This window comes from Sinorhizobium sp. 6-70 (assembly GCF_030124375.1).
GTDB lineage: Bacteria > Pseudomonadota > Alphaproteobacteria > Rhizobiales > Rhizobiaceae > Sinorhizobium.
In genome coordinates, this window is sequence record NZ_JASKLS010000005.1 from 142,531 (window position 1) to 164,263 (window position 21,733).

20 protein-coding genes are annotated in these 21,733 nt (G+C 61.7%); 15 read left to right on the forward strand and 5 right to left on the reverse strand.

The genetic code is table 11. From position 1 onward, the window contains the following. Window positions 1-111: 111 nt before the first annotated feature. The 3 genes from ykgO to QN222_RS12330 all read left to right on the forward strand — a co-directional run bounded on the left by ykgO (window position 112) and on the right by QN222_RS12330 (window position 2,239). Window positions 112-237, forward strand: coding sequence for a type B 50S ribosomal protein L36 (ykgO, locus tag QN222_RS12320; RefSeq protein WP_119256688.1), 126 nt, complete (start codon window positions 112-114; stop codon window positions 235-237). A gap of 95 nt (window positions 238-332) precedes the next feature. Continuing rightward, window positions 333-941 (forward strand): hypothetical protein, encoded by a 609-nt coding sequence (locus QN222_RS12325; protein WP_283961352.1) that lies wholly within the window; start codon window positions 333-335, stop codon window positions 939-941. A gap of 248 nt (window positions 942-1,189) precedes the next feature. Next, on the forward strand, window positions 1,190-2,239 hold the full coding sequence (locus tag QN222_RS12330; RefSeq protein ID WP_283961353.1) for an alpha/beta hydrolase: 1,050 nt from the start codon (window positions 1,190-1,192) through the stop codon (window positions 2,237-2,239). Here QN222_RS12330 and pyk read toward each other — a convergent pair. Continuing rightward, complete coding sequence (pyk, locus tag QN222_RS12335) at window positions 2,206-3,645, reverse strand: pyruvate kinase (RefSeq protein ID WP_283961354.1); 1,440 nt, start codon at window positions 3,643-3,645, stop codon at window positions 2,206-2,208. The genes QN222_RS12330 and pyk overlap by 34 nt on opposite strands. Continuing rightward, window positions 3,645-4,061 carry a DUF1036 domain-containing protein gene (locus QN222_RS12340; protein WP_336621025.1) on the reverse strand — a complete coding sequence of 139 codons (417 nt, stop codon included), beginning with the start codon at window positions 4,059-4,061 and terminating at the stop codon, window positions 3,645-3,647. The genes pyk and QN222_RS12340 overlap by 1 nt, the downstream gene beginning before the upstream one ends. A 252-nt stretch (window positions 4,062-4,313) precedes the next feature. Here QN222_RS12340 and QN222_RS12345 point away from each other — a divergent pair, with 252 nt between their 5' ends. From QN222_RS12345 to QN222_RS12355, 3 genes are all read left to right on the forward strand, one after another. Continuing rightward, window positions 4,314-5,108, forward strand: coding sequence for an N-formylglutamate amidohydrolase (locus QN222_RS12345; RefSeq protein ID WP_283961355.1), 795 nt, complete (start codon window positions 4,314-4,316; stop codon window positions 5,106-5,108). A gap of 116 nt (window positions 5,109-5,224) precedes the next feature. Further along, a complete protein-coding gene (locus QN222_RS12350) occupies window positions 5,225-5,530 on the forward strand; it encodes a DUF1244 domain-containing protein (protein WP_283961356.1) in 306 nt (101 codons plus the stop codon). Between the two features lie 179 nt (window positions 5,531-5,709). After that, complete coding sequence (locus tag QN222_RS12355; protein WP_136508132.1) at window positions 5,710-5,976, forward strand: DUF2312 domain-containing protein; 267 nt, start codon at window positions 5,710-5,712, stop codon at window positions 5,974-5,976. A 71-nt stretch (window positions 5,977-6,047) separates the two neighbouring features. Here QN222_RS12355 and QN222_RS12360 read toward each other — a convergent pair whose 3' ends face one another. Then, window positions 6,048-7,895: a DUF882 domain-containing protein gene (locus tag QN222_RS12360; protein ID WP_283961357.1), complete on the reverse strand. Its 1,848-nt coding sequence runs from the start codon at window positions 7,893-7,895 to the stop codon at window positions 6,048-6,050. A 180-nt stretch (window positions 7,896-8,075) separates the two neighbouring features. Beyond that, window positions 8,076-9,620 (reverse strand): sigma-54 dependent transcriptional regulator, encoded by a 1,545-nt coding sequence (locus QN222_RS12365; protein ID WP_283961358.1) that lies wholly within the window; start codon window positions 9,618-9,620, stop codon window positions 8,076-8,078. Window positions 9,621-9,807: 187 nt separating this feature from the next. On the opposite strand from QN222_RS12365, the gene QN222_RS12370 reads away from it, so the two are divergent. The 3 genes from QN222_RS12370 (at window position 9,808) to QN222_RS12380 (ending at window position 13,569) form a co-directional block, all read left to right on the forward strand. Then, a complete protein-coding gene (locus QN222_RS12370) occupies window positions 9,808-11,682 on the forward strand; it encodes a M3 family oligoendopeptidase (RefSeq protein WP_284005465.1) in 1,875 nt (624 codons plus the stop codon). Between the two features lie 106 nt (window positions 11,683-11,788). Further along, entirely contained in the window at window positions 11,789-12,946 is a 1,158-nt protein-coding gene (locus QN222_RS12375; protein WP_283965678.1) for an aminodeoxychorismate synthase component I, read from the forward strand. Continuing rightward, window positions 12,943-13,569, forward strand: coding sequence for an aminotransferase class IV family protein (locus tag QN222_RS12380; protein ID WP_283965679.1), 627 nt, complete (start codon window positions 12,943-12,945; stop codon window positions 13,567-13,569). Before QN222_RS12375 ends, QN222_RS12380 begins: the two co-directional genes overlap by 4 nt. Here QN222_RS12380 and QN222_RS12385 read toward each other — a convergent pair. Beyond that, on the reverse strand, window positions 13,534-14,457 hold the full coding sequence (locus tag QN222_RS12385; RefSeq protein ID WP_283965684.1) for a diguanylate cyclase: 924 nt from the start codon (window positions 14,455-14,457) through the stop codon (window positions 13,534-13,536). The two genes, QN222_RS12380 and QN222_RS12385, sit on opposite strands and share 36 nt — an antisense overlap. 185 nt (window positions 14,458-14,642) lie before the next feature. On the opposite strand from QN222_RS12385, the gene QN222_RS12390 reads away from it, so the two are divergent. From QN222_RS12390 to hemH, 6 genes are all read left to right on the forward strand, one after another. Then, entirely contained in the window at window positions 14,643-15,521 is an 879-nt protein-coding gene (locus QN222_RS12390; RefSeq protein WP_283965680.1) for a DUF3445 domain-containing protein, read from the forward strand. Window positions 15,522-15,752: 231 nt separating this feature from the next. After that, the gene (locus QN222_RS12395) at window positions 15,753-17,204 is read left to right on the forward strand and encodes a homospermidine synthase (protein WP_283965681.1); all 1,452 of its coding nucleotides are present in this window, start codon (window positions 15,753-15,755) and stop codon (window positions 17,202-17,204) included. Window positions 17,205-17,478: 274 nt separating this feature from the next. Beyond that, entirely contained in the window at window positions 17,479-17,844 is a 366-nt protein-coding gene (gene omp10, locus QN222_RS12400; RefSeq protein WP_180939055.1) for an outer membrane lipoprotein Omp10, read from the forward strand. A gap of 120 nt (window positions 17,845-17,964) precedes the next feature. Next, on the forward strand, window positions 17,965-18,372 hold the full coding sequence (locus QN222_RS12405; RefSeq protein WP_283965682.1) for a GFA family protein: 408 nt from the start codon (window positions 17,965-17,967) through the stop codon (window positions 18,370-18,372). A 221-nt stretch (window positions 18,373-18,593) separates the two neighbouring features. After that, window positions 18,594-20,471 (forward strand): 5'-nucleotidase C-terminal domain-containing protein, encoded by a 1,878-nt coding sequence (locus QN222_RS12410; RefSeq protein WP_284005454.1) that lies wholly within the window; start codon window positions 18,594-18,596, stop codon window positions 20,469-20,471. A 113-nt stretch (window positions 20,472-20,584) separates the two neighbouring features. Then, complete coding sequence (gene hemH, locus QN222_RS12415) at window positions 20,585-21,619, forward strand: ferrochelatase (RefSeq protein ID WP_283962585.1); 1,035 nt, start codon at window positions 20,585-20,587, stop codon at window positions 21,617-21,619. Window positions 21,620-21,733 lie beyond the last annotated feature (114 nt).

The following is a 21,733-nucleotide window of genomic DNA, read 5'->3' on the forward strand; positions in this document are numbered from 1 at the left end:
AAGGGCGACACGGTATGTGCCTGCCTACTTAGAGCGCGCTGAATGGCGCGCTTTTGATTGTTAGAGATTACCGGGCGAATTTTCGTTCCCCGAAACCTGCGGATCAGGAAAATGAAGATCAAGAATTCGCTCAAGTCGCTGAAGGCCCGTCACCGCGAAAACCGTCTGGTTCGCCGCAAGGGCCGCGTTTACATCATCAACAAGCAGAACCCGCGCTTCAAGGCACGTCAGGGCTGACGCCCGGGGCAGCAATCGCGTTGCCCTGCCTGATTGGCGGTTCGCTCCTGGTGATCCCCCATATTTGATTTGATCTTGTTCCATGGCGGACTACGATGTCTGCCATGCGTATTTTTGTGACCTCGATTCTGGCATGTCTTGCCGCGCTCGCCGTCTTCCCCGGCAATCCGCTCTGGGCAGCGGAACCCGCGCCGCAGACGGAAACAGCAAACCTCACCACACCGAAGCAGCGTCTCGATTCCCTGTTCGCCGACCTGAAGAAGGAACGCGATGAAGCCAAGGCGCGGCAGGTGGCCGACCGCATCCGCCTGGAATGGCAGGATTCCGGCAGCGCCACGGTGAACCTCCTGATGCAATGGGCCGACAAGGCGATCGCCGACGACAAGAAACCCGTTGCGCTCGACATTCTCGATCAGGTGATCGCTCTTGCTCCGAATTACGTCGAAGGCTGGAACCGCCGCGCCACCTTGCACTATCAAATGGGCAACTACCGCAAGTCGATGTCCGACATAAATCGCGTGCTCGCGATCGAGCCGCGGCATTTCGGTGCCCTTGCGGGCATGGCTACGATGCTCAGTGCCGCTGGCAAGGACGAGCTGGCGATGCGTGCCTGGCAACAGTTCCTCGACATCTACCCGTCGGATCGAAAGGCACAGGAGCAGCTTGGCGAACTGGCCGAGAAGCTCGCGGGCAGCCGTACTTGAACCGGTACGACAAGGTTATCCATCCTAGAGCGTCCCGCTTTCAAGTGGGATCACTGAAAGCGGATAAGATGCTCTAGAATCAAAATGCTAGAGCGTCCTCTGTGCGTTCACTTGAACGCACGGCGCTCTAGACGAGGCAGCTTCGCCGAAGTGATCCGGATAGCGCAAGCCTGCAGGGGCTTGCTTCCAAGGGCACATGCGTAGAACCTGCATCCTTCTCAACGCAATTGGGGAAGACCGATCCGATCATGCTCGCGGCGTTGCTGCTTCTCGCCACCCTGACGATCACCGGCGTGGGCTATAGTGTCTGGCAGGCACGACGCATCTCCGCCCGCTTCCCCAACCTTGGCGACCTCGTCGATGTCGGCGGCTTCCGCATGAACTGCGTCCACGTCCCCCCGCCCGGCAGCCCCGATCTCCCGCCGATCGTTTTCATCCACGGTGCCGGCGGCAATCTGCTCGACCAGATGCATGCTTTCAGGCCGGCGCTTGAGGGCCGGGCGGAGCTGCTCTTCGTCGATAGGCCGGGTCACGGTTATTCGGAGCGCGGCGGAACCGTCAATGGCCGGCCGGACGGTCAGGCGGAGGCGATCGCCAGACTCATGGAAACACGCGGCATCGATCGCGCCATCATCGTCGGCCATTCCTTCGGCGCTGCGATTGCCGCCAGTTTTGCGCTCCATCACCCCGAACGAACCGCGGGGGTCGTTCTTCTCGCACCGGCGACACATCCCTGGCCCGGCGGAGTCGACTGGTACTTCTCGCTGGCGACGCTGCCCGGTCTCGGCTGGCTCTTCGCCCACACCGTCGCCACCCCGCTCGGCCTGCGCCGCATCGACAGCGCTACACGCTCGATCTTCTCACCCAATGAGCGCCCGCTGGATTATATCGGCAAGACCGCTCCGCATCTGGTGCTGCGGCCGATGACCTTTCTCAACAATGCGATCGACGTTGCCAACCTGCATGCCTATGTGACGCATATCTCTCCGCGCTATGCCGAGATCGCGGCACCGACGGTCATCATCACCGGCGACAGCGACGCCATCGTTCTGGCCGACATCCATGCGCGCGGTCTGGCGCGCGACATTGCCGGATCGGAGCTGTTATGGATTGCCAATCTCGGCCACAAGCCGGACTACGTGGTGACAGACCTCGTCGTTGCAGCGATCGAGAAACTGGCGGGCAAGCCGCGGGACCTCCAGGAGGCAGCACGGCGGGCCGAAGCCCGCCTCGCGGTCAACGACGCTTCAATGCAGGAAAAGCCTTATACGCCGGTCAGCCCGTCCGAGCCGATATAGGCGATGCGCAGCATGTTGGTGGCACCCGGCGTTCCGAGCGGGACACCGGCGGAGATGATGATGCGGTCGCCGGGCTTCCCAAAACCCTCCGCCGCGACAATGCGGCAGGCCCGGTTGACCATATCATCGAGATCTTTTGCATCCTCGGTGACGACACAGTGCAGGCCCCAGACGACCGAAAGGCGCCTTGCGGTCTCGACGATCGGCGACAGCGCGATGACAGGCACCTGCGGCCGCTCGCGTGCGGCGCGCAAGCCCGTTGCACCGGATGACGTATAGCAGACGATCGCCGCGAGCTTCAGCGTCTCGGCGATCTGGTGCGCAGCGAGAGAAATCGCGTCGGCGCCGGTCGCCTCCGGCGGCGTGCGCTGCGCATAGATAATGCCCGAATAGTGCGGATCGCGCTCGACGTTGCTCGCGATCGAAGCCATGGTCGAAACCGCCTCGACCGGATACTCGCCGGAGGCGGATTCGGCCGAAAGCATCACGGCGTCGGCGCCTTCGAATACAGCCGTGGCCACGTCGGACACCTCCGCACGGGTCGGAACCGGCGAGGAAATCATCGACTCCAGCATCTGCGTGGCGACAACCACCGGCTTGCCGGCGCGCCGACAGGCGCGCGTCAGCTGCTTCTGCAGGCCGGGAACGGATTCGAGCGGCATCTCCACGCCGAGGTCGCCGCGCGCTACCATCAGCGCGTCCGAAAGCTCGATGATCTCGTCGATGCGTTCGATCGCCTGCGGCTTTTCGATCTTCGACATCAGGCCGACACGGCCGCGGGCGATTTTGCGGACTTCGGCGAGATCTTCCGGCCGCTGAATGAAGGAGAGCGCCACCCAGTCGACCTGCCCTGTCGCCAGCACGGCATCGAGATCGACGCGGTCCTTCTCGGTCAGCGCGCCGACGCCGAGCAGCGTGTCAGGCAGGCTCACGCCCTTGCGGTCCGATATCCTCGTACCGGAAACAACGGTCGTGATAATGCTCTTGCCGTTCGTCTTCTCGGCCCTGAGGTGCAGTTTGCCATCATCGATCAGCAGGCGATCGCCGGGCTTCACCGCCTCGAGGATTTCCGGGTGGGGAAGATAGACGCGAGTGTTGTCGCCAGGGATCTCCTTGTTGTCGAGCGTGAAGGTCTGTCCGATCTTGAGCTCGACCTTGCCCTCGGCAAACTTGCCGACACGCAGCTTGGGACCTTGCAGATCGGCCAGAATGCCGATCGGTCGGCCGCAACGGGATTCGACACTGCGGATCTTCTCGATCAGCGAGCGCATGACGTCATGGCTCGCATGGCTCATGTTGATACGGAACAGATCGGCTCCCGCCTCATGCAGCCTCTGGATCATCTGCTCGTCGGACGACGCCGGTCCGAGCGTGGCGAGGATTTTGACTTTTCTGTTCCGCTTCATCAATTCTGGCTTTCCTGCGTGCCGGGCGTGTCGGAAAGCTGAACCATCCAGCTGCCCTGCCGCCCCGTGTCATATTCCTTGAATCCCATACGCTGGAAGCCGCGCGCGAAGCAGTCCTGCACCCCGGTGATCTTGAACTCGTTCTCGGCGACGCACATGTTGACCCCGCCGGTCCAGCGGCCGCCACGAGCCGCATCTTCCGCGTAGAGATAATAATATCTGGATTGAAGTTCGCCCTCGATCAGGGTCGCGCAGGTCGTTGCCGGCACCTGCCACCAGCCTTCGGTCACCCAGCCGTCCTTGGCGCGGTAGCCGATCGCCACGCCAACCAGGGTTTGCGTGCCGTTGCAGACACGAAAATCGGCATGAGCCTCGTCAGCGACGATAAACGACCCAGAGGTTACCAATAAAAACAGGAGGGTAGCCCAGAACGTTCCCAGGCCCGGTTTCGCTTTGGAAAAAGGATATCTAGACACGGCTTCCAACGGAACTCCGTTTTGATTTGCGTGGCACTTTCTTGCGATGCCCAGCCCTGAAAGTCAACGCAACACTAATCGATTACAATTGGCATTCTGGTGACAAAAGGCACAAGAGTTTCGCCTTTTTCTTGCGAACGGCCGTTGTGCATGCGATCAGGAACTCGCGTTCGCAGATCGAGCAGGAGCGGCATGCAGGACTATTCCCCTTACGAGATCATTGAAGGCAATCCGGCGAATGGTCTCGTTCTTCTAGCCGACCACGCCATGAATCGTCTTCCGCCGGAATATGGAAAGCTTGGTCTTCCCGACAGCGCCTTCAGCCGGCACATTGCCTATGACATCGGCGTCGAAGCGCTCACACGGGAATTGGCCGCAGCGCTCGACGCGCCGGCCGTGCTCGGCTGCTTTTCGCGGCTGCTGATCGATCCGAACCGCGGCGAGGACGATCCGACGCTGATCATGAAGATCTCCGACGGCGCGATCATCCCCGGCAATCATCCGATCACCGACGAGGAATGGGAGAACAGGCTCAACCGCTTCCATCGTCCGTACCACCAGGCCGTTTCCCAAACCATCGCGCGGGCTGCCTCGGCAGGCGGCAAGGCGCCGCTGGTCATCTCGCTCCATTCCTTCACGCCGGCCTGGAAGGGTGTCCTGCGACCGTGGCACGCCGCAGTGCTCTGGGACAACGATCCGCGCGCTGTGTTTCCGTTGATCGAACGGCTCGAAGCAGCGGGCGATATCGTCGTCGGCAACAACGAGCCCTATGATGGGGCGCTGCGCGGCGATACCATGTACCGGCATTGCATGACGCCTGGCATTGCCCATGCGCTGATCGAGATCCGCCAGGACCTGATCGCCGACGCGGCCGGCGTCGCCGCCTGGGCCCGGCGCCTCGCCCCCATCCTGGCGGACCTAAACGGCTTGCCGACGCTGCACGACTATCGGCGCCACCCCTCGCGCACCGGTGCCTACGACGACTAACTCTTCATGTTTCCTTAAATCGCACCGATTTGAGGATAAAACATGCAGCAATTCAAAGTGCTACGGCGTCCTTTGCGCGTCCGATCGGACACGCACCGCCGCAGGAGGAGACCATCATGACCGAACTCAGCCAGGATCAGCAGATCGCCTTCGAGGCCGCAGCCTTCCGGCGGCTCGTGGCGCATCTGCGCGAGCGCAGCGACGTCCAGAATATCGACCTGATGAACCTTGCCGGCTTCTGCCGCAATTGCCTCTCCAACTGGTATCGCGAGGCAGCCGAGGCCTCCGGCATGGAGATGAGCAAGGACGAATCGCGCGAGATCATCTACGGCATGCCGTATGAGGAATGGCGTGCGCGGCATCAGACGGACGCATCCGCCGACCAGAAGGCCGCCTTCGAGCGCAACCGTCCGAAAGAATAGCATTCCTCGCGATACCACTCGTGCGGGAGACGCGAGGGCGGCGGAAAGCCGCGTCACAGTTTTCCAGGATCGTGTCCCGGGAAATAGCGCCGTTGTTGCGCAATCGCCCTTGACCTCGGCGGCGGTTCGCGGCAGGTCACAGCACCCAGAAAATTCATTCCCCATAAAAGGAGAAGATCATGTCGGATGCTCACGGCGTCGCACGCGACCAGCTTCGTGCTTTCATCGAACGGATCGAACGGCTGGAAGAGGAAAAAAAGACGATCGCGGACGACATCAAGGACGTCTATGGCGAGGCCAAGGCAATGGGCTTCGACACCAAGATCCTGCGCAAGGTTATTTCCATCCGCAAGCAGGACCATGACGAGCGCATGGAACAGGAAGCAATCCTCGACACCTACCTGCAGGCGCTGGGCATGGTTCCGGCAGCCGAGGACGCAGCATAAGCTCTTCTGACCGATCTCAACAAAAAGCCCGCCGACGGCGGGCTTTTCTGTTTTCTCGAGAATGGCGGCGATCAGTTGGTGCTGAACTTCTTCACTTCCATGAAGTTCACTGCGTTGCCGCTGAAGCGTGCCGTATCGACGACGCGCACGCCACTCGTGAAGCCAGCGGCATAGACCGTTGTTGGCGCTGCGCGAAGGGTCTTGCTGACGAAGCGCGGCGCCTTGACCGGCTTCGAGAGGGTGGCGACGCGACCGGTCGAGAGAGCCCATTCCGAAATGATCTTCTGCGTCAGCTTCGGCTCGGTGCGGACAGACGAGCGGCTGGCCGCCTCGGCGTCCTGCCTCTTCGGCCGGCCGCCCTTTGCCGACACTTCGGCTTCGGTGTCAAAGGCGCTATCGAAGATCGTTTCCTTCGAGCTCGCATCCGAGCGAGGCGCATAGGCCGCCATTTCGATCGGCTGTGCGGTTGGTTCGGGTTCTGTCGTCGGCGCAGCAAGTGCGACGCGCGTCGCCGCCTGGGCAGCGGTGTCACGCGGCGCCCCGGCGGACGCTACGACCGTACGATCCGCGAAAGCCGGGACACCAACCTCAGCTTCGGCAACGGCCGCAAGCGCGGCTTCCCCGGCCGGACGCATCCCCGGCACCGGCACGAAACCGAGCGCCTCAGCATCTTCGGCTGCGGCGTCGGCGGACGCCACAAGCGTTCCGTTGGCTATCAGCGCATTCATATCGCGACGGTCAAGCATCTGCGGAACCGGCACCTTCAGCGTGCTGAGATCCGCATATTCCGATGGCACCGCCGGCGTCTGCTGCATGGCCGCAGCCAGCGCCTCCTGGGCGTTGTTTTGCGCGGGCGCGACAAGCGCAACCGCTACCCCGCCATTTGCCGGCGCATCTTTGAAGGCCGGCCGGGCGGCCGGAACCGGTGCATTGATGTCCTGCTGTTCTTCCGCGGTCTGGCCGGCGACCGAACCTGCGACGCCCGGAAGCGCCTCCTGCCCTGCCGTCTGAGCCTTGGCCGGAGCCTCGCTTTCGCCGTCGTCCGCCGCGCCGGCGGCGATTGCCTCTGGTTCTTCATCTTCGTCGCCGCCACCGCCGAAGAGCATGGCGAAGAGATTCCCGCTGCGCTTGCCGCGGGCAACGTCACCCGGTCCCTTGGCACCGCCGCCGGCAACCTCGATCGCCGACGCGCCGACACGCCGCTTGTAATCGGCAACAGCCTGCTGATAGCCCGGCAACGGCTTGCCGTCAGACGGTACGTGCATGGTCTTGCCGTCAGGGAAGAGACGTGCGAGCTCGTTGCGGGTCATGCGCGGCCACGCGCGCACGCCGCCGACGTCCATGTGGACGAAGGGAGAGCCGGAGGTCGGATAATAGCCGACACCACCCACCTGGAATTTCATGCCGATTTCGCGGAGCGACTTGAGCCTCACGTCAGGCAGGTAGAAATCCATCGCCTTGCCGAGCATATGCTGGCTCTTCTTGGCGACGCCTTTGGAGCGGGACCGCAGCATGCTGTTCGTGGAGGGAGAGCGATAGGCGGAAACGACGTGAATATAGTCGCGCGAACCGCTCTTCTGGTAGACCTCCCAGACGAGATCAAGAAGCCGCGGGTCCATCCTCGTCGGCTCGTTGCGCCGCCAGTCGCGCAGAAAACGGTTGATCTGCTGCAATCCCTTCGAATCGTAGCGGCCGTTGCGCTTAAAGGTGATCTGCGCCTTTTCCTTGGTATGGATGAAATAAAGCTTCAAAGTCCGGGTCTGACCGGCCGCCTCGACCGGAGGCGCCATGCCAGGCGTGACGAGGGACGCCGCCAAAGCGATGGAGGCAAGAACCTGCGGCGCCTTGCGGGCAATCGCCGAACAGACTCTGCGCGCCAAGAAGCCGGCTGGCTTCTTCAAACCGAACAAATTTGGCATTCAATCCCCGTCCGACGGACAACCGTGCTTTGTTGTCTCAGATGACTGTCAAATAAGGTGACAGCATGGCAATTATGCCACAGTAGTCACCGCCCCTTATAATATAGTGAACAGTTCACTAACAAGGTCTAAACGGCGGTGCCCCAATTGCACGGCTAATGAGGCGTGAATGCGTCGAATTTATGCGGCCTCACGCAGCGGATCGTCGGGGTCGATGCCGTAATCCTTGAGCTTTCGATAGAGTGTCGAGCGGCCGATGCCGAGTTTTCGCGCCACTTGACTCATCTGTCCGCGGTAGAACTTCAAGGCAAAGCGAATCAGTTCCTCCTCGACCTCGGCCAGCTTGCGGACATCGCCACCCTCATCGACGCTGGCGATGGCGTTCTCCAGACGGTTGTCTGGCATCTGCTCCCGGGACACCGGTTGCTCCGCGACCTTCAAATCAGCATGAGCGCTCGACGCATAACCGCCGGCCGCCGGGACGCGCTCGGGCCCGGCCTCGCCCCACGAGAAGCCGGAGCGATCGGCGACGACGTAGCCGGGTATCTGGGTCGCGATCTGCGGAAAATCCTTGACCGTGAGTTCGTTGCCCTCCGCAAGCACCACGGCGCGGAAAATCGCGTTCTCGAGTTGGCGGATGTTGCCCGGCCAATCGTAGGCCGTCAGCAGCGCCATCGCGCCGCTCGAGACCGTCAGCGGCTGATTGAGCCTCTGCTCGGCGGCAAAGCGCTCCACGAAGGCGCGCACCAGCACCGGGATATCTTCCTTGCGCCGGCGCAGCGCCGGAATGGTGATCGGGAAGACATTGAGGCGATAATAAAGATCTTCCCGGAACCGTCCTTCACGCACCTCGTTGATGAGGTCCTTGTTGGTGGCCGAGATCAGTCGGACATTGACCTTTTGCGGATGGCGCGCGCCGACAGTCTCTATTTCGCCCTGCTGAACGGCGCGCAAGAGCTTGACCTGAACGTCAAGCGGCAGATCGCCGATCTCATCGAGGAAGAGCGTTCCGCCATCCGCATCGACGAACTTGCCGGTGTGCTTTTCGGTTGCGCCGGTGAAGGCGCCCTTTTCATGACCGAACAGGATGCTTTCGACCAGATTGTGTGGGATCGCGCCGCAATTGACGGTGACGAATGGTTTGCCGGCCCGGTCGCTCGCCGATTGGATCGCGCGCGCCACCATCTCCTTGCCGACGCCGGATTCGCCTTCAAGCACGATCGGGATATTGGACTGCGCGGCACGGCGGGCGAGGTCGATAACCCGGATCATCGCCGGGCTCGCCGACACGATGTCGTCGAAACCAACCGCACCCCCGCGCGACCGACGCGACGTCTTCACCTTGCCGTCGCGATGCGCCATTTTCAGCGCGTTGCCGATCGCGACCGCGAGCCGCTCCGGCGATACCGGCTTGACCAGGAAGTCGAAAGCCCCGGCCTGCATCGCGTGGACAACCGTTTCGATGCCACCCTGTCCGGTCTGCACGATCACGGGCGTATCAACGCCGCGTTCGGCAAGCGCCTCAAGAAAACCGTGGCCGTTCATCTCGGGCATCAGGAGGTCGAGCAGGATGACGTCGATGATACCGCCCTTGCGCACCAGCAATTCGAGTCCGCTGCGCCCGTTGTCGGCGAGATGCGCGACGTGACCCAGCCGTTCGATCATGTTCGTCAGCAACCGGCGCTGAACCGGATCGTCATCGATGACGAGAATATGTGATGTCACGAAAGCCTCCTGCTCTGGACACGCAGTACTCTTTGGCCAACCTCATGTGCCAAATCATGCCAGCTATTCGTGCCATAAAGGGCTGAACATCATGTTTTGAGAAAAGCTTGCATTTTATCCATTGGCGGCGATAGCAATGGGCCCCATATGGCTTGTTACCCCAGCCACCAATGCGAGAAATCCGAAGATGCCGCTATCCGCTCGAATCCTTGCCGCTTCCGCCACTCACTCCGCGCTTCGTGCGACGGCCGGACAGGCGCATGGTGCCGCCGCCGACCTTGGCGATCTGCCGTCCTGGCGGCTTGAAGATCTTTACGCGTCCTCCACGTCGGAGGCATTCCGCTCCGACATGGCCAAGGCGGAGGCCGACGCGATCGCCTTCGAGAACAAATGGAAGGGCAAGCTGACGGCGGCCGCCGGCAAGACCGGCGACGAGGGTATTGGTGCGGCGGTAAAGGAGTTCGAGGCGCTCGAGGATCTGATGGGGAGGATCGCCTCCTTTGCCGGGCTCACCTATTTCTCCGACACGTCCAAGCCGGCCAACGGCAAGCTCTACGGCGACGTCCAGTCGAAGCTCACCGACATGTCGGCGCATCTCCTGTTCTTCTCGCTGGAACTCAACCGCATCGAGGACGCCGTCATTGACGCCGCTCTGACAACGGACAGCCTTGCGGCACACTACAAGCCGTGGATCCTCGACCTGCGCAAGGACAAGCCCTATCAGCTCGAGGACAAGCTGGAGCAGCTTTTCCTCGAAAAATCGATGACCGGCGCGAGCGCCTTCAACCGCCTGTTCGACGAAACCGTCGCGGCGCTCACCTTCAATGTCGACGGCGAGGCGTTGCCGCTCGAGGTTGCGTTGAACCTTCTGCAGCATCCCTCGCCGGACACCCGCAAGAAGGCGGCCATGGCGCTCGCCGAAACCTTCAAGGCGAATATCCGCACCTTCACGCTGGTTACCAATACGCTTGCCAAGGACAAGGAAATCTCCGACCGCTGGCGCGGCTTCGCGGACATCGCCGACAGCCGCCATCTCGCCAATCGCGTCGAACGGGAGGTCGTGGACGCGCTGGCCGCTGCGGTGAAGGCGGCCTATCCGCGCCTCTCGCACCGCTACTACGCCATGAAAGCGAAATGGCTCGGCATGGAGCAGATGGATTTTTGGGACCGTAACGCCCCGCTCCCCGAAACGCCTAACGCCGTCATTCCATGGAACCAAGCGAAGGACACGGTGCTCTCCGCCTATCACGCCTTCGCTCCGGAAATGGCGACGATCGCCCGCCGTTTCTTCGATGACCGCTGGATCGATGCACCCGTCCGCCCCGGCAAGGCGCCCGGCGCCTTCGCCCATCCGACGGTTCCCTCCGTCCATCCCTACGTGCTCGTCAATTACATGGGCAAGCCGCGGGACGTGATGACGCTTGCCCACGAGCTCGGCCACGGCGTGCATCAGGTGCTCGCCGGCGCCCAGGGCGCGCTGATGGCTTCGACGCCGCTGACGCTTGCCGAAACCGCCTCCGTCTTCGGCGAGATGCTGACGTTCCGCGCGCTCCTCGACCAGACCAAGGACAAGCGCGAGCGCAAGGCGATGCTCGCACAGAAGGTGGAGGACATGATCAATACGGTCGTGCGCCAGATTGCCTTCTATGAATTCGAGCGCAAGGTCCACACCGCCCGCAAGGACGGCGAGCTCACCGCCGACGACCTTGGCGAAATGTGGCTTTCGGTTCAGACGGAAAGCCTCGGTCCCGCGATCCGGATCTCCGAAGGCTACGAGACCTATTGGGCCTATATCCCCCACTTCATCCACTCGCCCTTCTACGTCTATGCCTACGCCTTCGGCGATTGCCTCGTGAACTCGCTCTACGCCGTCTATCAAAAGGCCGAGAAGGGCTTCCAGGAGAAATATTTCGAACTCTTGAAGGCCGGTGGGACCAAGCATCATTCGGAACTGCTGGCGCCCTTCGGCCTCGATGCGACCGATCCGTCGTTCTGGGCGCAGGGACTGTCGATGATTGAGGGGCTGATCGACGAACTGGAGGCGCTTGATAAGGCGGCCTAAGCCGCTACAGCGCCGTGCGTCTTTCAGACGCACAAAGGCCGCTGTAGCACTTTGAATAGCGACATGCCCCAGCGGCCCGATGTTGAACGGACGACGACCAGCTTCGATGATCGAGAATGCGCCCTATGTCCTTTTCCGGGACGACAGCGAAAACCGGACGACGGTTTTCGCCGAACCTTCGCGCGTGATCACGGCGCGGACCCGAGGCGAGTTCCGGCACGGCCTTGCGGAACTCGAAAGCGCTCATCGCGCCGGAAAGTGGCTCGCCGGCTATATGGCCTATGAGGCAGGCCACCTCTTCGAAGAAAAGCTTGAGCCCTTCGCCGAGGAGAACCGCGAAACGCCGCTTATGTCCTTCGGCGTCTTCGATGCGCCCGCGGAAGGTCATCCTCTTGGCGAACCGCAACGACGGATGGAAAACGAGCCCTTCCTCTCAGAACCTCGCGCCGGTTGGGATTTTCCCGCCTACCGCGCCCGGTTCGAACGCCTGCATCAGCACCTGCGCCAGGGGGACTGCTACCAGGCGAACCTGACGATGCCGATCCATGCATGCTGGTCGGGCGACCCGCGCGCGGCCTTCTGGTCGCTGATCGAGCGCCAGCCCGTGAAATACGGGGCGCTTGTGGCGCTCGACGGCCCGATTCTCCTTTCGCGCTCACCGGAACTGTTCTTCCGCGTCGACGCCGACGGCTGGATCGAAACGCATCCGATGAAGGGCACGGCGCCGCGTGGCAAGACGGGCGAGGAGGACGCGGCGATCATCGCCGCGATGCGGGCAGACGAAAAGACCCAGGCCGAAAACCGGATGATCGTCGACCTCTTGCGCAACGACATTTCCCGTGTCACCGCGGTCGGAACGCTAGACGTTCCAAAGCTTTTCGACGTCGAAACCTATCCAACCGTTCATCAGATGGTGAGCCACGTCAGGGCCAGGCTTCGGCCCGACACCGGCATCGCCGATATCTTTGCGGCTCTCTTTCCCTGCGGTTCCATCACCGGCGCGCCAAAAATCCGGGCGATGGAAATCCTTCATGACCTGGAAAGCGGGCCGCGCGACGCCTATTGCGGCGCCATCGGCTTCATCGCCCCGGGCGGGGTCATGCGATTCAACGTGGCGATCCGCACAATTTCTCTGTTTCCGGACGGCCGGGCGATCTTCAACGTCGGCGGCGGAATCGTGTTCGATTCGAAGGCCGAGGCCGAATATGACGAATGCCTGCTGAAGGCGCGCTTCGCCGTGGGCGACGCCGAGATCGCGCGATGACGGATTTTTCTCTGATCGAGACGTTACGCTTCGAGCCGAAGACCGGCTTCGTCCGGCTGCGGCTGCATCTCGCGCGATTGACGCGCTCGGCAAGGCGGTTGGGCTTTGCCAGCGCAGAGGCTGCAGAAGCGCAGCTGAAGGATGCCGTTCGCGGCGCCGCAGGCCCGCTGCGGGTCCGCCTGACCCTTGACCGCAACGGCGCCATCGCCGTGACCACCGCTCCCTTTACCGCCCTCCCCGATGATACCGTCTGGCGCGCGCGGATCGCTGCCGCACGACTCGATTCAAGCAACCGGCTGCTTCGCGTAAAGACGACACGGCGCGAAATCTTCGAGGCTGCGCGCGGCGAGTTCACGCCGGAGGAGGCCGACGAGGTCATCCTGCTCAATGAAAAGGGCGAGGTTTGCGAAGGCACGATAACCTCCGTCTTCGTCGATGACGGAAGCGGCATGCTCAAAACGCCGCCGATCAGTTGCGGCCTGCTTGCCGGCGTGCTGCGCACCGACCTCATCTGCCAGCGACGCGCGCGTGTTTCGCGGCTCTCGCCGGCCGATCTTGAAAGCGGGCGCCTCTATCTCGGCAATTCGCTACGAGGTCTGATCCGGGCAAAACTCGGGGTCTGAGCCTGCGAGCGTATAGCGTTTCACGCGGTCGCGCCCTTCCCTCTTGGCAAGATAGAGCGCCTCGTCCGCGCGGGCATAGATATCGTTGACGCTGTCCCCGTCGCGATATTCCGCAAGCCCCACCGAGCAGGTGTAGTAGAACTCCGGGATGTTCGAAAGCGGGCGGGCGCTGCGCACCTTGTCCAGCACCCGATCGAGGATGAGATGACTCTCGCTGACCGTCGTGTCGGGCAGGATCAGCATGAACTCCTCGCCGCCGATTCGGCCGAAGCAGTCTGAACGGCGGACGATCGCCTGCATCTGCCGGGCGAAATCGAGCAGAACTTCGTCGCCGCGCTGGTGGCCATAGCGGTCGTTGATCGCCTTGAAGTAATCGATATCGATGATCGCCACGCAACCCCACATGTCCGGATTGCCGGTGCAGTTCGTGATGAAGTCGGTAAGTCTGTCCATCGTATAGCGCCGGTTCGGCACGCTGGTGAGCTCGTCCACCTGCGACGCCCGTACCGCCAAATCGCGGTCCTGCCGCAGCTCGCGTTCCTCGGCGCGAATCGAGGTGATGTCGACGGCGATGCAGAGCATGCAACCATTGGCATCGACCGTCTCGGTCATCCACAGCCAGCGGCCATCATGAAGGTCGGTTTCAAGCGCGCGAAACGGTATCTTGCCGCGCCGATGGACCGTAGCCGCAATCCAGGTTTCGATGTCGTCCGTCTTCACCACCGTGCCCTTGCCGCAGGCATAGTTGCGCCGCATCAGATCGGCCCAGGTCGGAAAGTCGTCCGGTGCGAGATTGTAGGCGGCGCGAAATGCATCATTGGCAAAACACAAGCGGTCCTGCTGATCGTAAAGTGCGATCAATACCGGCGATCGGGCCTGCAGTTCCATCAAGGTCTGGAGATGGTCGCCAGTTACGGTCAATCTCAATCCCTCCGAGCAGACACATTCGGGAAATGCAATTACAGCAGGAATATACAAGTGCAAGAGCTATAACACGAATCGCTTGTGACCGAATGCCCGCCATGCCAATGGAAGGGAAATATGGTTAAGTGGCGAAGCTCCGGTTCCCCAGCATGAAACACACCCCCTACGACGGTTCGTCGAAACCCTTCACGATCGGTCTCGTGCAGCTCGATCCCGGTCGGTGGATCGAACCGGACGATGCGCTTGAGTTCTATCTCGACGAAAAGGCGCGGCTGCTCGCTTCCATGCGCGAGAGCATTTTCCTTGCCGAGACCGGAACGGAGGCCGCGCAAGGCGAGCTCCTGAGTATACTCACCGGATACCTGCCCAACCAATTTCCCGACCTCTACCGGCGCGAGGGCGACGCGATGGTCGTCGGTAAGCGCCGAGTGGCCCTTGGCGGCGATTCCGCCCTCGTCACCGCGGGTTCGCTGATCCAGGACGACCTTGCGATCATGGAGCGCAAGGAGGGCGATTGGCGACTTGCCGCGGCCTATGTCGCCTTTCCATCCTCCTGGTCGCTTGCGGAGAAATTTGGCCGGGCGATGCACGAGATTCACGCGCCCGTTCCCGGCTTCGGTCAGGGCACGCGCAATGCCGAACTCATCACCCGGATGTTCGACAATCTTTCGCCCGGACGTTTCGTCGAACGCTTCAACTGGGCGATCAACGTCGACGGCGCGCTGCATTTGCCGAAGTCGAAATCCGAGCAGGCCGACGCCGAGGCGGTGTCGCTTTCCGAAGACGGCACCTTCATCCGCATCGAGCGCCAGACGCTTCGCAAACTGCCGGAGACCGGCGCGATCGTCTTCACGATCCGCATCTACTCCGATCCGCTCGCCGCACTCAGACGCCGGCCCGATGCGGCAGCGCTTGCCCGATCCTTCGTTGCCCAACTCAACGAATTGACGCTGCCACAGGCGGCATACAAGGGTCTTGTAAGCAAGCGGGAAGCCCTGATCGCAGCGTTGTTGGCGATTGCCGGTTAAGCAAAGTCTCACGTGGCGGTTGACGCGGCGGCCCTTTATTGTGACAGGAAACTATGCTCTAGAGCATCCGCTTTCAGCGATTTCACCTGAAAGCGGGCAGGACGCTCCAGAACCTTCAGCGCCTCGGAGCGTTCGAACGCCCGGCGTTGCCGGCATTGCCAGAGACTCAAACGCCCGCTTTCCGCGCGTTTCAACCAACCTCACAGGGATGTTTTCCAGGAGAAGACCAAAATGGCAGATACCACCTATCCGGTTCATGGCGAGATCACCGGCCCGATCGTCATGATCGGTTTCGGCTCGATTGGCCACGGCACCTTGCCGCTGATCGAACGCCACTTCAAATACGACAAGAACCGGTTGATTGTGGTCGAACCGCGCGAAGACGCCAAGGACACGGAGCTTTTCGAGCGCCATGGCGTGCGTCACGTCAAGGCTTACGTGACCAAGGACAACTACAAGGAACTCTTGAAGCCTCTGCTGACCGAGGGCGGCGGACAGGGCTTCTGCGTCAACCTCTCCGTCGACACGTCCTCGCTCGATCTCATGAAGCTCTGCCGCAAGCTCGATGTTCTCTACATCGACACGGTCGTGGAGCCCTGGCTCGGTTTCTACTTCAACCCCGAAATGGACAACGCGGCACGCACCAACTATGCGCTGCGGGAGACGGTGCGTAAGGAAAAGCAGAAGAACCCGGGCGGCACCACCGCGGTTTCGACCTGCGGCGCCAACCCGGGCATGGTCTCCTGGTTCGTCAAGAGGGCGCTCCTCCACCTTGCCGACGATCTCGGCCTGAAATACGAGGAACCGCATCAGGACGACCGCGAAGGCTGGGCGAAGCTGATGAAGAAGGCCGGCGTCAAGGGCATCCACATCGCCGAGCGCGACACGCAGCGCAGCAAGAATCCCAAACCGCTCGACGTCTTCTGGAACACCTGGTCGGTCGAAGGCTTCATTTCTGAAGGCCTGCAGCCGGCCGAACTCGGCTGGGGCACGCACGAGACCTGGATGCCGAAGAACGCCAAGAAGCAAAAGAAGGGCTGCAAGGCGGCAATCTATCTGGAGCAGCCGGGTGCAAACACGCGCGTGCGCACCTGGTGCCCGACACCGGGTCCGCAATACGGCTTCCTCGTCACCCACAACGAATCGATCTCGATTGCCGACTTCTTCACCGTGCGTGACAAGGATGGCGAGGTCACCTACCGCCCGACGTGCCACTATGCCTATCACCCGAACAACGACGCCGTGCTCTCGCTGCACGAGATGTTCGGCAATGGCGGCAATGCGCAGCCGGTGCACCACGTTCTCGACGAGAACGAACTCGTCGATGGCATCGATGAGCTCGGCGTGCTGCTCTACGGCCATGACAAGAACGCCTACTGGTATGGTTCGCGCCTGTCGCTCGAAGAAACCCGGCGCATCGCGCCCTATCAGAATGCCACCGGCCTGCAGGTGACGAGCGCCGTTCTCGCCGGCATGGTCTGGGCCCTCGAGAACCCGAAGGCGGGCATCGTCGAAGCCGACGAGATGGACTACAAACGCTGCCTGGAAGTGCAGCTCCCCTATCTCGGTCCCGTCGAAGGCCACTACACCGACTGGACGCCGCTTGAGGGTCGCCCGGGCCTGTTCCCGGAAGACCTCGATACCAAGGATCCGTGGCAGTTCCGGAACATCCTCTTCCGCTGAGAATCGCTGCACATACGTTGCAAAATACGGCCCGGAGCATAACGGCTCCGGGCCTTTTCATTTGATTGACAAGGTTGCACGACAGGGCGAAATCAACCTCTGCGAAAGAGGGTACCGCGCTCTAACATCTTAGAATCGATCACGTTTACGACCTGGCGCGATACAATCCAAAATCACCGGGATTTCAGTGACGGTCTTGCTTTCAACTCATGATCGCGGCATGGTTTCGCGCACAGAACGAAACCGCCAAGACAAGACGCGGGAGAAAACGCCCATGAAGCCTTTCGCCATTCCGACCCTTCTGGCCGCCGCGGCAGCGCTGGCATCATGCCAGTCGTCGCCACGGGAAATGGGCGGACCTCCGCCGAGCCAGGCGGCCGGCGTCGAGGGCGCCTGGGTCGATCCGAACGGCATCGTTTCCACCTTCGCGGGCGGGACGTTCTCGACACGCACCACCGACACCAACCAGTTGCTTGCTTCCGGCAACTACGTGAATGTCAGCCCGACGCTTGTCGAAATCAGCATGACGTCACTGGTGCGCAACACCCAGTCGAAGGTCAACTGCGCGCTCGTCACGCAGACACAGCTGAACTGCACCACCGATTCCGGCGCTCAGTTCTCGCTTACGCGCCGCGGCTGAAGCGGATGGGCGAGGCGATAAACGCCCCTGTCCGCATCCTGTGAAAATCACGAAGGCCCGCCCAAGCGCGGGCTTTTTGCTACCTTTGATGACGAACCCTCGTTCCGTTCCGAGAAGACGATGCTGAAAACCTACACAGGAAGCTGCCATTGCGGCGTGGTTCGCTTCGAGGCCGACCTGGACATCAGCGCCGGCACCGGAAAGTGCAATTGCTCCATTTGCACGAAGATGCGCCTGTGGTCGGTTCGGGTGAGGCCAGAAGCTTTTCGTCTCGTCGAAGGCGAGGGTGAACTGACGGATTTTCAGGGAAAGAACAGGGTCGCCCATCACCTCTTCTGCCAGCATTGCGGCGTGCACCCCTTTGAGCGTATCGGTGTCCCGAACATGACTGGCGGTCCGTACCTCAATATCAATGTCGCATGTCTCGAGTGTGTCGACATCGACGAGCTCTTGGCCGCACCGGTTACCTACTACGATGGCCGCAATGACAATTGGGGAGAGACACCCGCCGAAGTGCGGCACCTCTAGGCCCTGCGGCACTGGGCATCGCGACCCTGGCAGACGGCGATCGCGTCGTTCGGCAGCCGGCTTAACCCTAGTTGGAATCCGGCGAAGAAAGGGCGCCTTTAGCGCTTGAAGTCGGCCGCAACTGGTGAAAACATCCGGCACGCCACCTCGGTCAGGGGATCGAGCATTTCCGCACGGTTTCGCAATCGATCGGAAATCCACAGGCAGAACGGGAGAAGATCATGATCAGACATATACGGACCGGCCTGATGACCGCGTCTATTCTCGCCCTTTCTTCGGGCGCCGCCTTCGCCGATTATGAATTGAACATCCTGCACATCAATGATCTCCACTCCCGCATCGAGTCGATCAACAAGTTCGAGTCGACCTGCTCGGCGGAAGAGGAAGGCAAGAACGAGTGCTTTGGCGGCGTCGCCCGCCTCAAGTCGCTGATCGACCAGAAACGCCAGGAGCTGACGGGCAAGAACGTGCTTCTGCTCAATGCCGGCGACAACTTTCAGGGCTCGCTCTTCTTCACGACCTACAAGGGCGCGGCAGAAGCGGAATTCCTGAACCTGATGAAGTTCGATGCCATGACCGTCGGCAACCACGAATTCGACGAAAGCGAAGATGGGCTCGCGAGCTTCCTCGACAAGGTCACCTTCCCGGTCGTAACCGCCAATGTGCTGCCGAGCTACAAGTCGAAGATCGGCGACCGGATCAAGCCTTCGATCGTGCTCGATGTCGGCGGTCAGAAGATCGGCATCGTCGGCGCCGTCGCCAACGACACGCCCGAACTTTCCTCTCCCGGACCGGACATCCTGATCGGTGAAGATGTCGCGACGATTACGAGTGCGGTCGAGGAGCTCAAGAAGCAGGGCGTCAACAAGATCATCGCCTTGACCCATGTCGGCTACCCGCGCGACCTCGCTGCGATTGCCAAGATCCCGGACGTCGACGTCGTCGTCGGCGGTCACTCCCATAGCCTTCTGTCGAACACCGACGCGAAGGCGGAAGGCCCCTACCCGACCATGGTCGACAATCCCGGCGGCTACAACGTGCCGGTGGTGCAGGCCGCCTCCTACACCAAGTATCTCGGCGACCTCGTCGTCACCTTCGATGACAGCGGCGTCGTGAAGGCGGCAAAGGGCGATCCGATTCTCATCGACTCCTCGGTCAAACCCGACGAAGCCGTGCTTGCCCGGATCAAGGAGCTCGCCAAGCCGATCGAAGAACTGCGCACCAAGGTCATCGCCAAGACCGAAGCGCCGATCGACGGCTCGCGCGAAAATTGCCGCGCCAAGGAATGCGAAATGGGCACGCTGGTGGCCGACGCCATGCTCGACCGCGTCAAGGGCCAGGGTGTCACGATCGCCATCACCAATGGCGGCGGGCTGCGCGCCTCGATCGATGCCGGCGACGTGACCATGGGCGAAGCCATCACCGTGCTTCCGTTCCAGAACACGCTCTCGACCTTCCAGTTGAAGGGGGCCGACATCCGCGCTGCACTTGAGAACGGCCTGAGCCAGGTCGAAGAGGGCGGCGGGCGCTTCCCGCAGGTGGCCGGCCTCAAATATTCCTTCGACCGCTCCAAGCCGGCCGGCAGCCGGCTCGTCTCGGTCGAGGCGAAGGAGGGCGAAGCCTTCGCCCCGCTCGACCCGGAAAAGACCTATTCGCTCGTTAGCAACAATTTCATGCGCGGCGGTGGCGACGGCTATGCCGTCTTCAAGACCAAGGGCGAGAACGCCTATGATTATGGCCCGGGACTCGAGACCGTGCTTGCCGACTATCTCGCGGCGCACCAGCCGTTCAAACCCCATACCGATGGCCGCATAACGGAAGTCGCCGCGGCGGCGGGCGCAACGGCCGATGGCGCGGCGGCGCCGGCAACCGAGACAAAACCGGCAGAGAGCACTGCAGCCGCACCGGTGCAGCCTGCAACCGGAACCGCAGCTGCCGGACCGCAGAAGCATGTCATTGCCAAGGGCGACACGCTCTGGGATCTCGCCGAGTCCTTCTACGGCAACGGCATCGAGTGGAGGAAGATCTCGACCGCCAATGGCAATCCAGCGCCACGGGCACTCGAGATCGGCCGCGAATTGCAGATCCCGGCCAAATAAGACAATTTGTCTCAACTTTCGGGCCGGCGCGGTCTTTCCCGCGCCGGCTTTTCTTTTTAGAAGAGTTTGAAACTGAAGGCGCCGGCAACGGAAAGGCGCCCATGAGGACCGAGATGACGACCGCACCTGTCGAACCGACGACCGACCACGCTGTCCGGAGATCCGGGAAGATCGGCGTTCTGCTCGTCAATCTCGGCACGCCGGACGGCACCGACTACGCCTCCATGCGTCGCTACCTCAAGGAGTTCCTGAGCGACAGGCGCGTCATCGAATGGTCGCGCCTCTACTGGTATCCGATCCTCTACGGCATCGTGCTCAACACGCGCCCCGGCAAGGTCGGCAAGGCGTATGAGCTGATCTGGAACAAGGAACGCAACGAAAGCTGGCTGCGCACCTACACCCGCAACCAGGCCGAACTGATGGCGAAGGCCTTTGCCGATCGGCCAGAGGTCGTCGTCGACTGGGCGATGCGCTATGGCCAGCCCACCATCGCTGCGCGCATGGAGGCGCTGCAGCAGGAAGGTTGCGATCGCGTTCTCGTGTTTCCGCTCTATCCGCAATATGCCGCGGCCACGACCGCGACGGTCAACGACAAGGCCTTCGAGGCCTTGCTGAAGATGCGCTGGCAGCCGGCCTTGCGCACGGTTCCCGCCTATCCCGGCGACCCGGTCTATATCGATGCGCTCGCGGCCTCGATCAGCAAGCATCTTGCAACGCTCGACTGGGAGCCGGAAGTCGTGCTTGCCTCCTTCCACGGCATTCCGAAGAGCTATTCCGATCAAGGTGATCCCTATTATTTCCAATGCCAGGAGACCGCGCGACTGCTGCGCGCAAAGCTTGGCTGGCCGGAGGAAAAGCTGCAGGTTACTTTCCAGTCCCGCTTCGGCCCGGAGGAATGGCTGCAGCCATATACGGACAAGACGGTCGAGAGGTTGGCGAAGAACGGCGTCAAGCGTCTTACGGTCGTCAATCCCGGTTTCGTCTCGGACTGTCTGGAGACGCTGGAAGAAATCGCCGGCCAGGCCGCCGAAAGCTTCCACCACAATGGCGGTGAGAGATTTGCGCATATTCCCTGCCTGAACGACAGTGCCGAGGGTATGGCAGTACTCAACCATATCGTGCGCCGCGAGCTTGAGGGCTGGCTCTGAGCTGCCCGCCCCTGCACACGGCTTGAAATATTCCCGCGAATCGCCACGTCATATCCTACAGCGCCGCGCGTCCTTCAGACGCGCAAAGGACGCTGTAGCACTTTGAATTGCTGC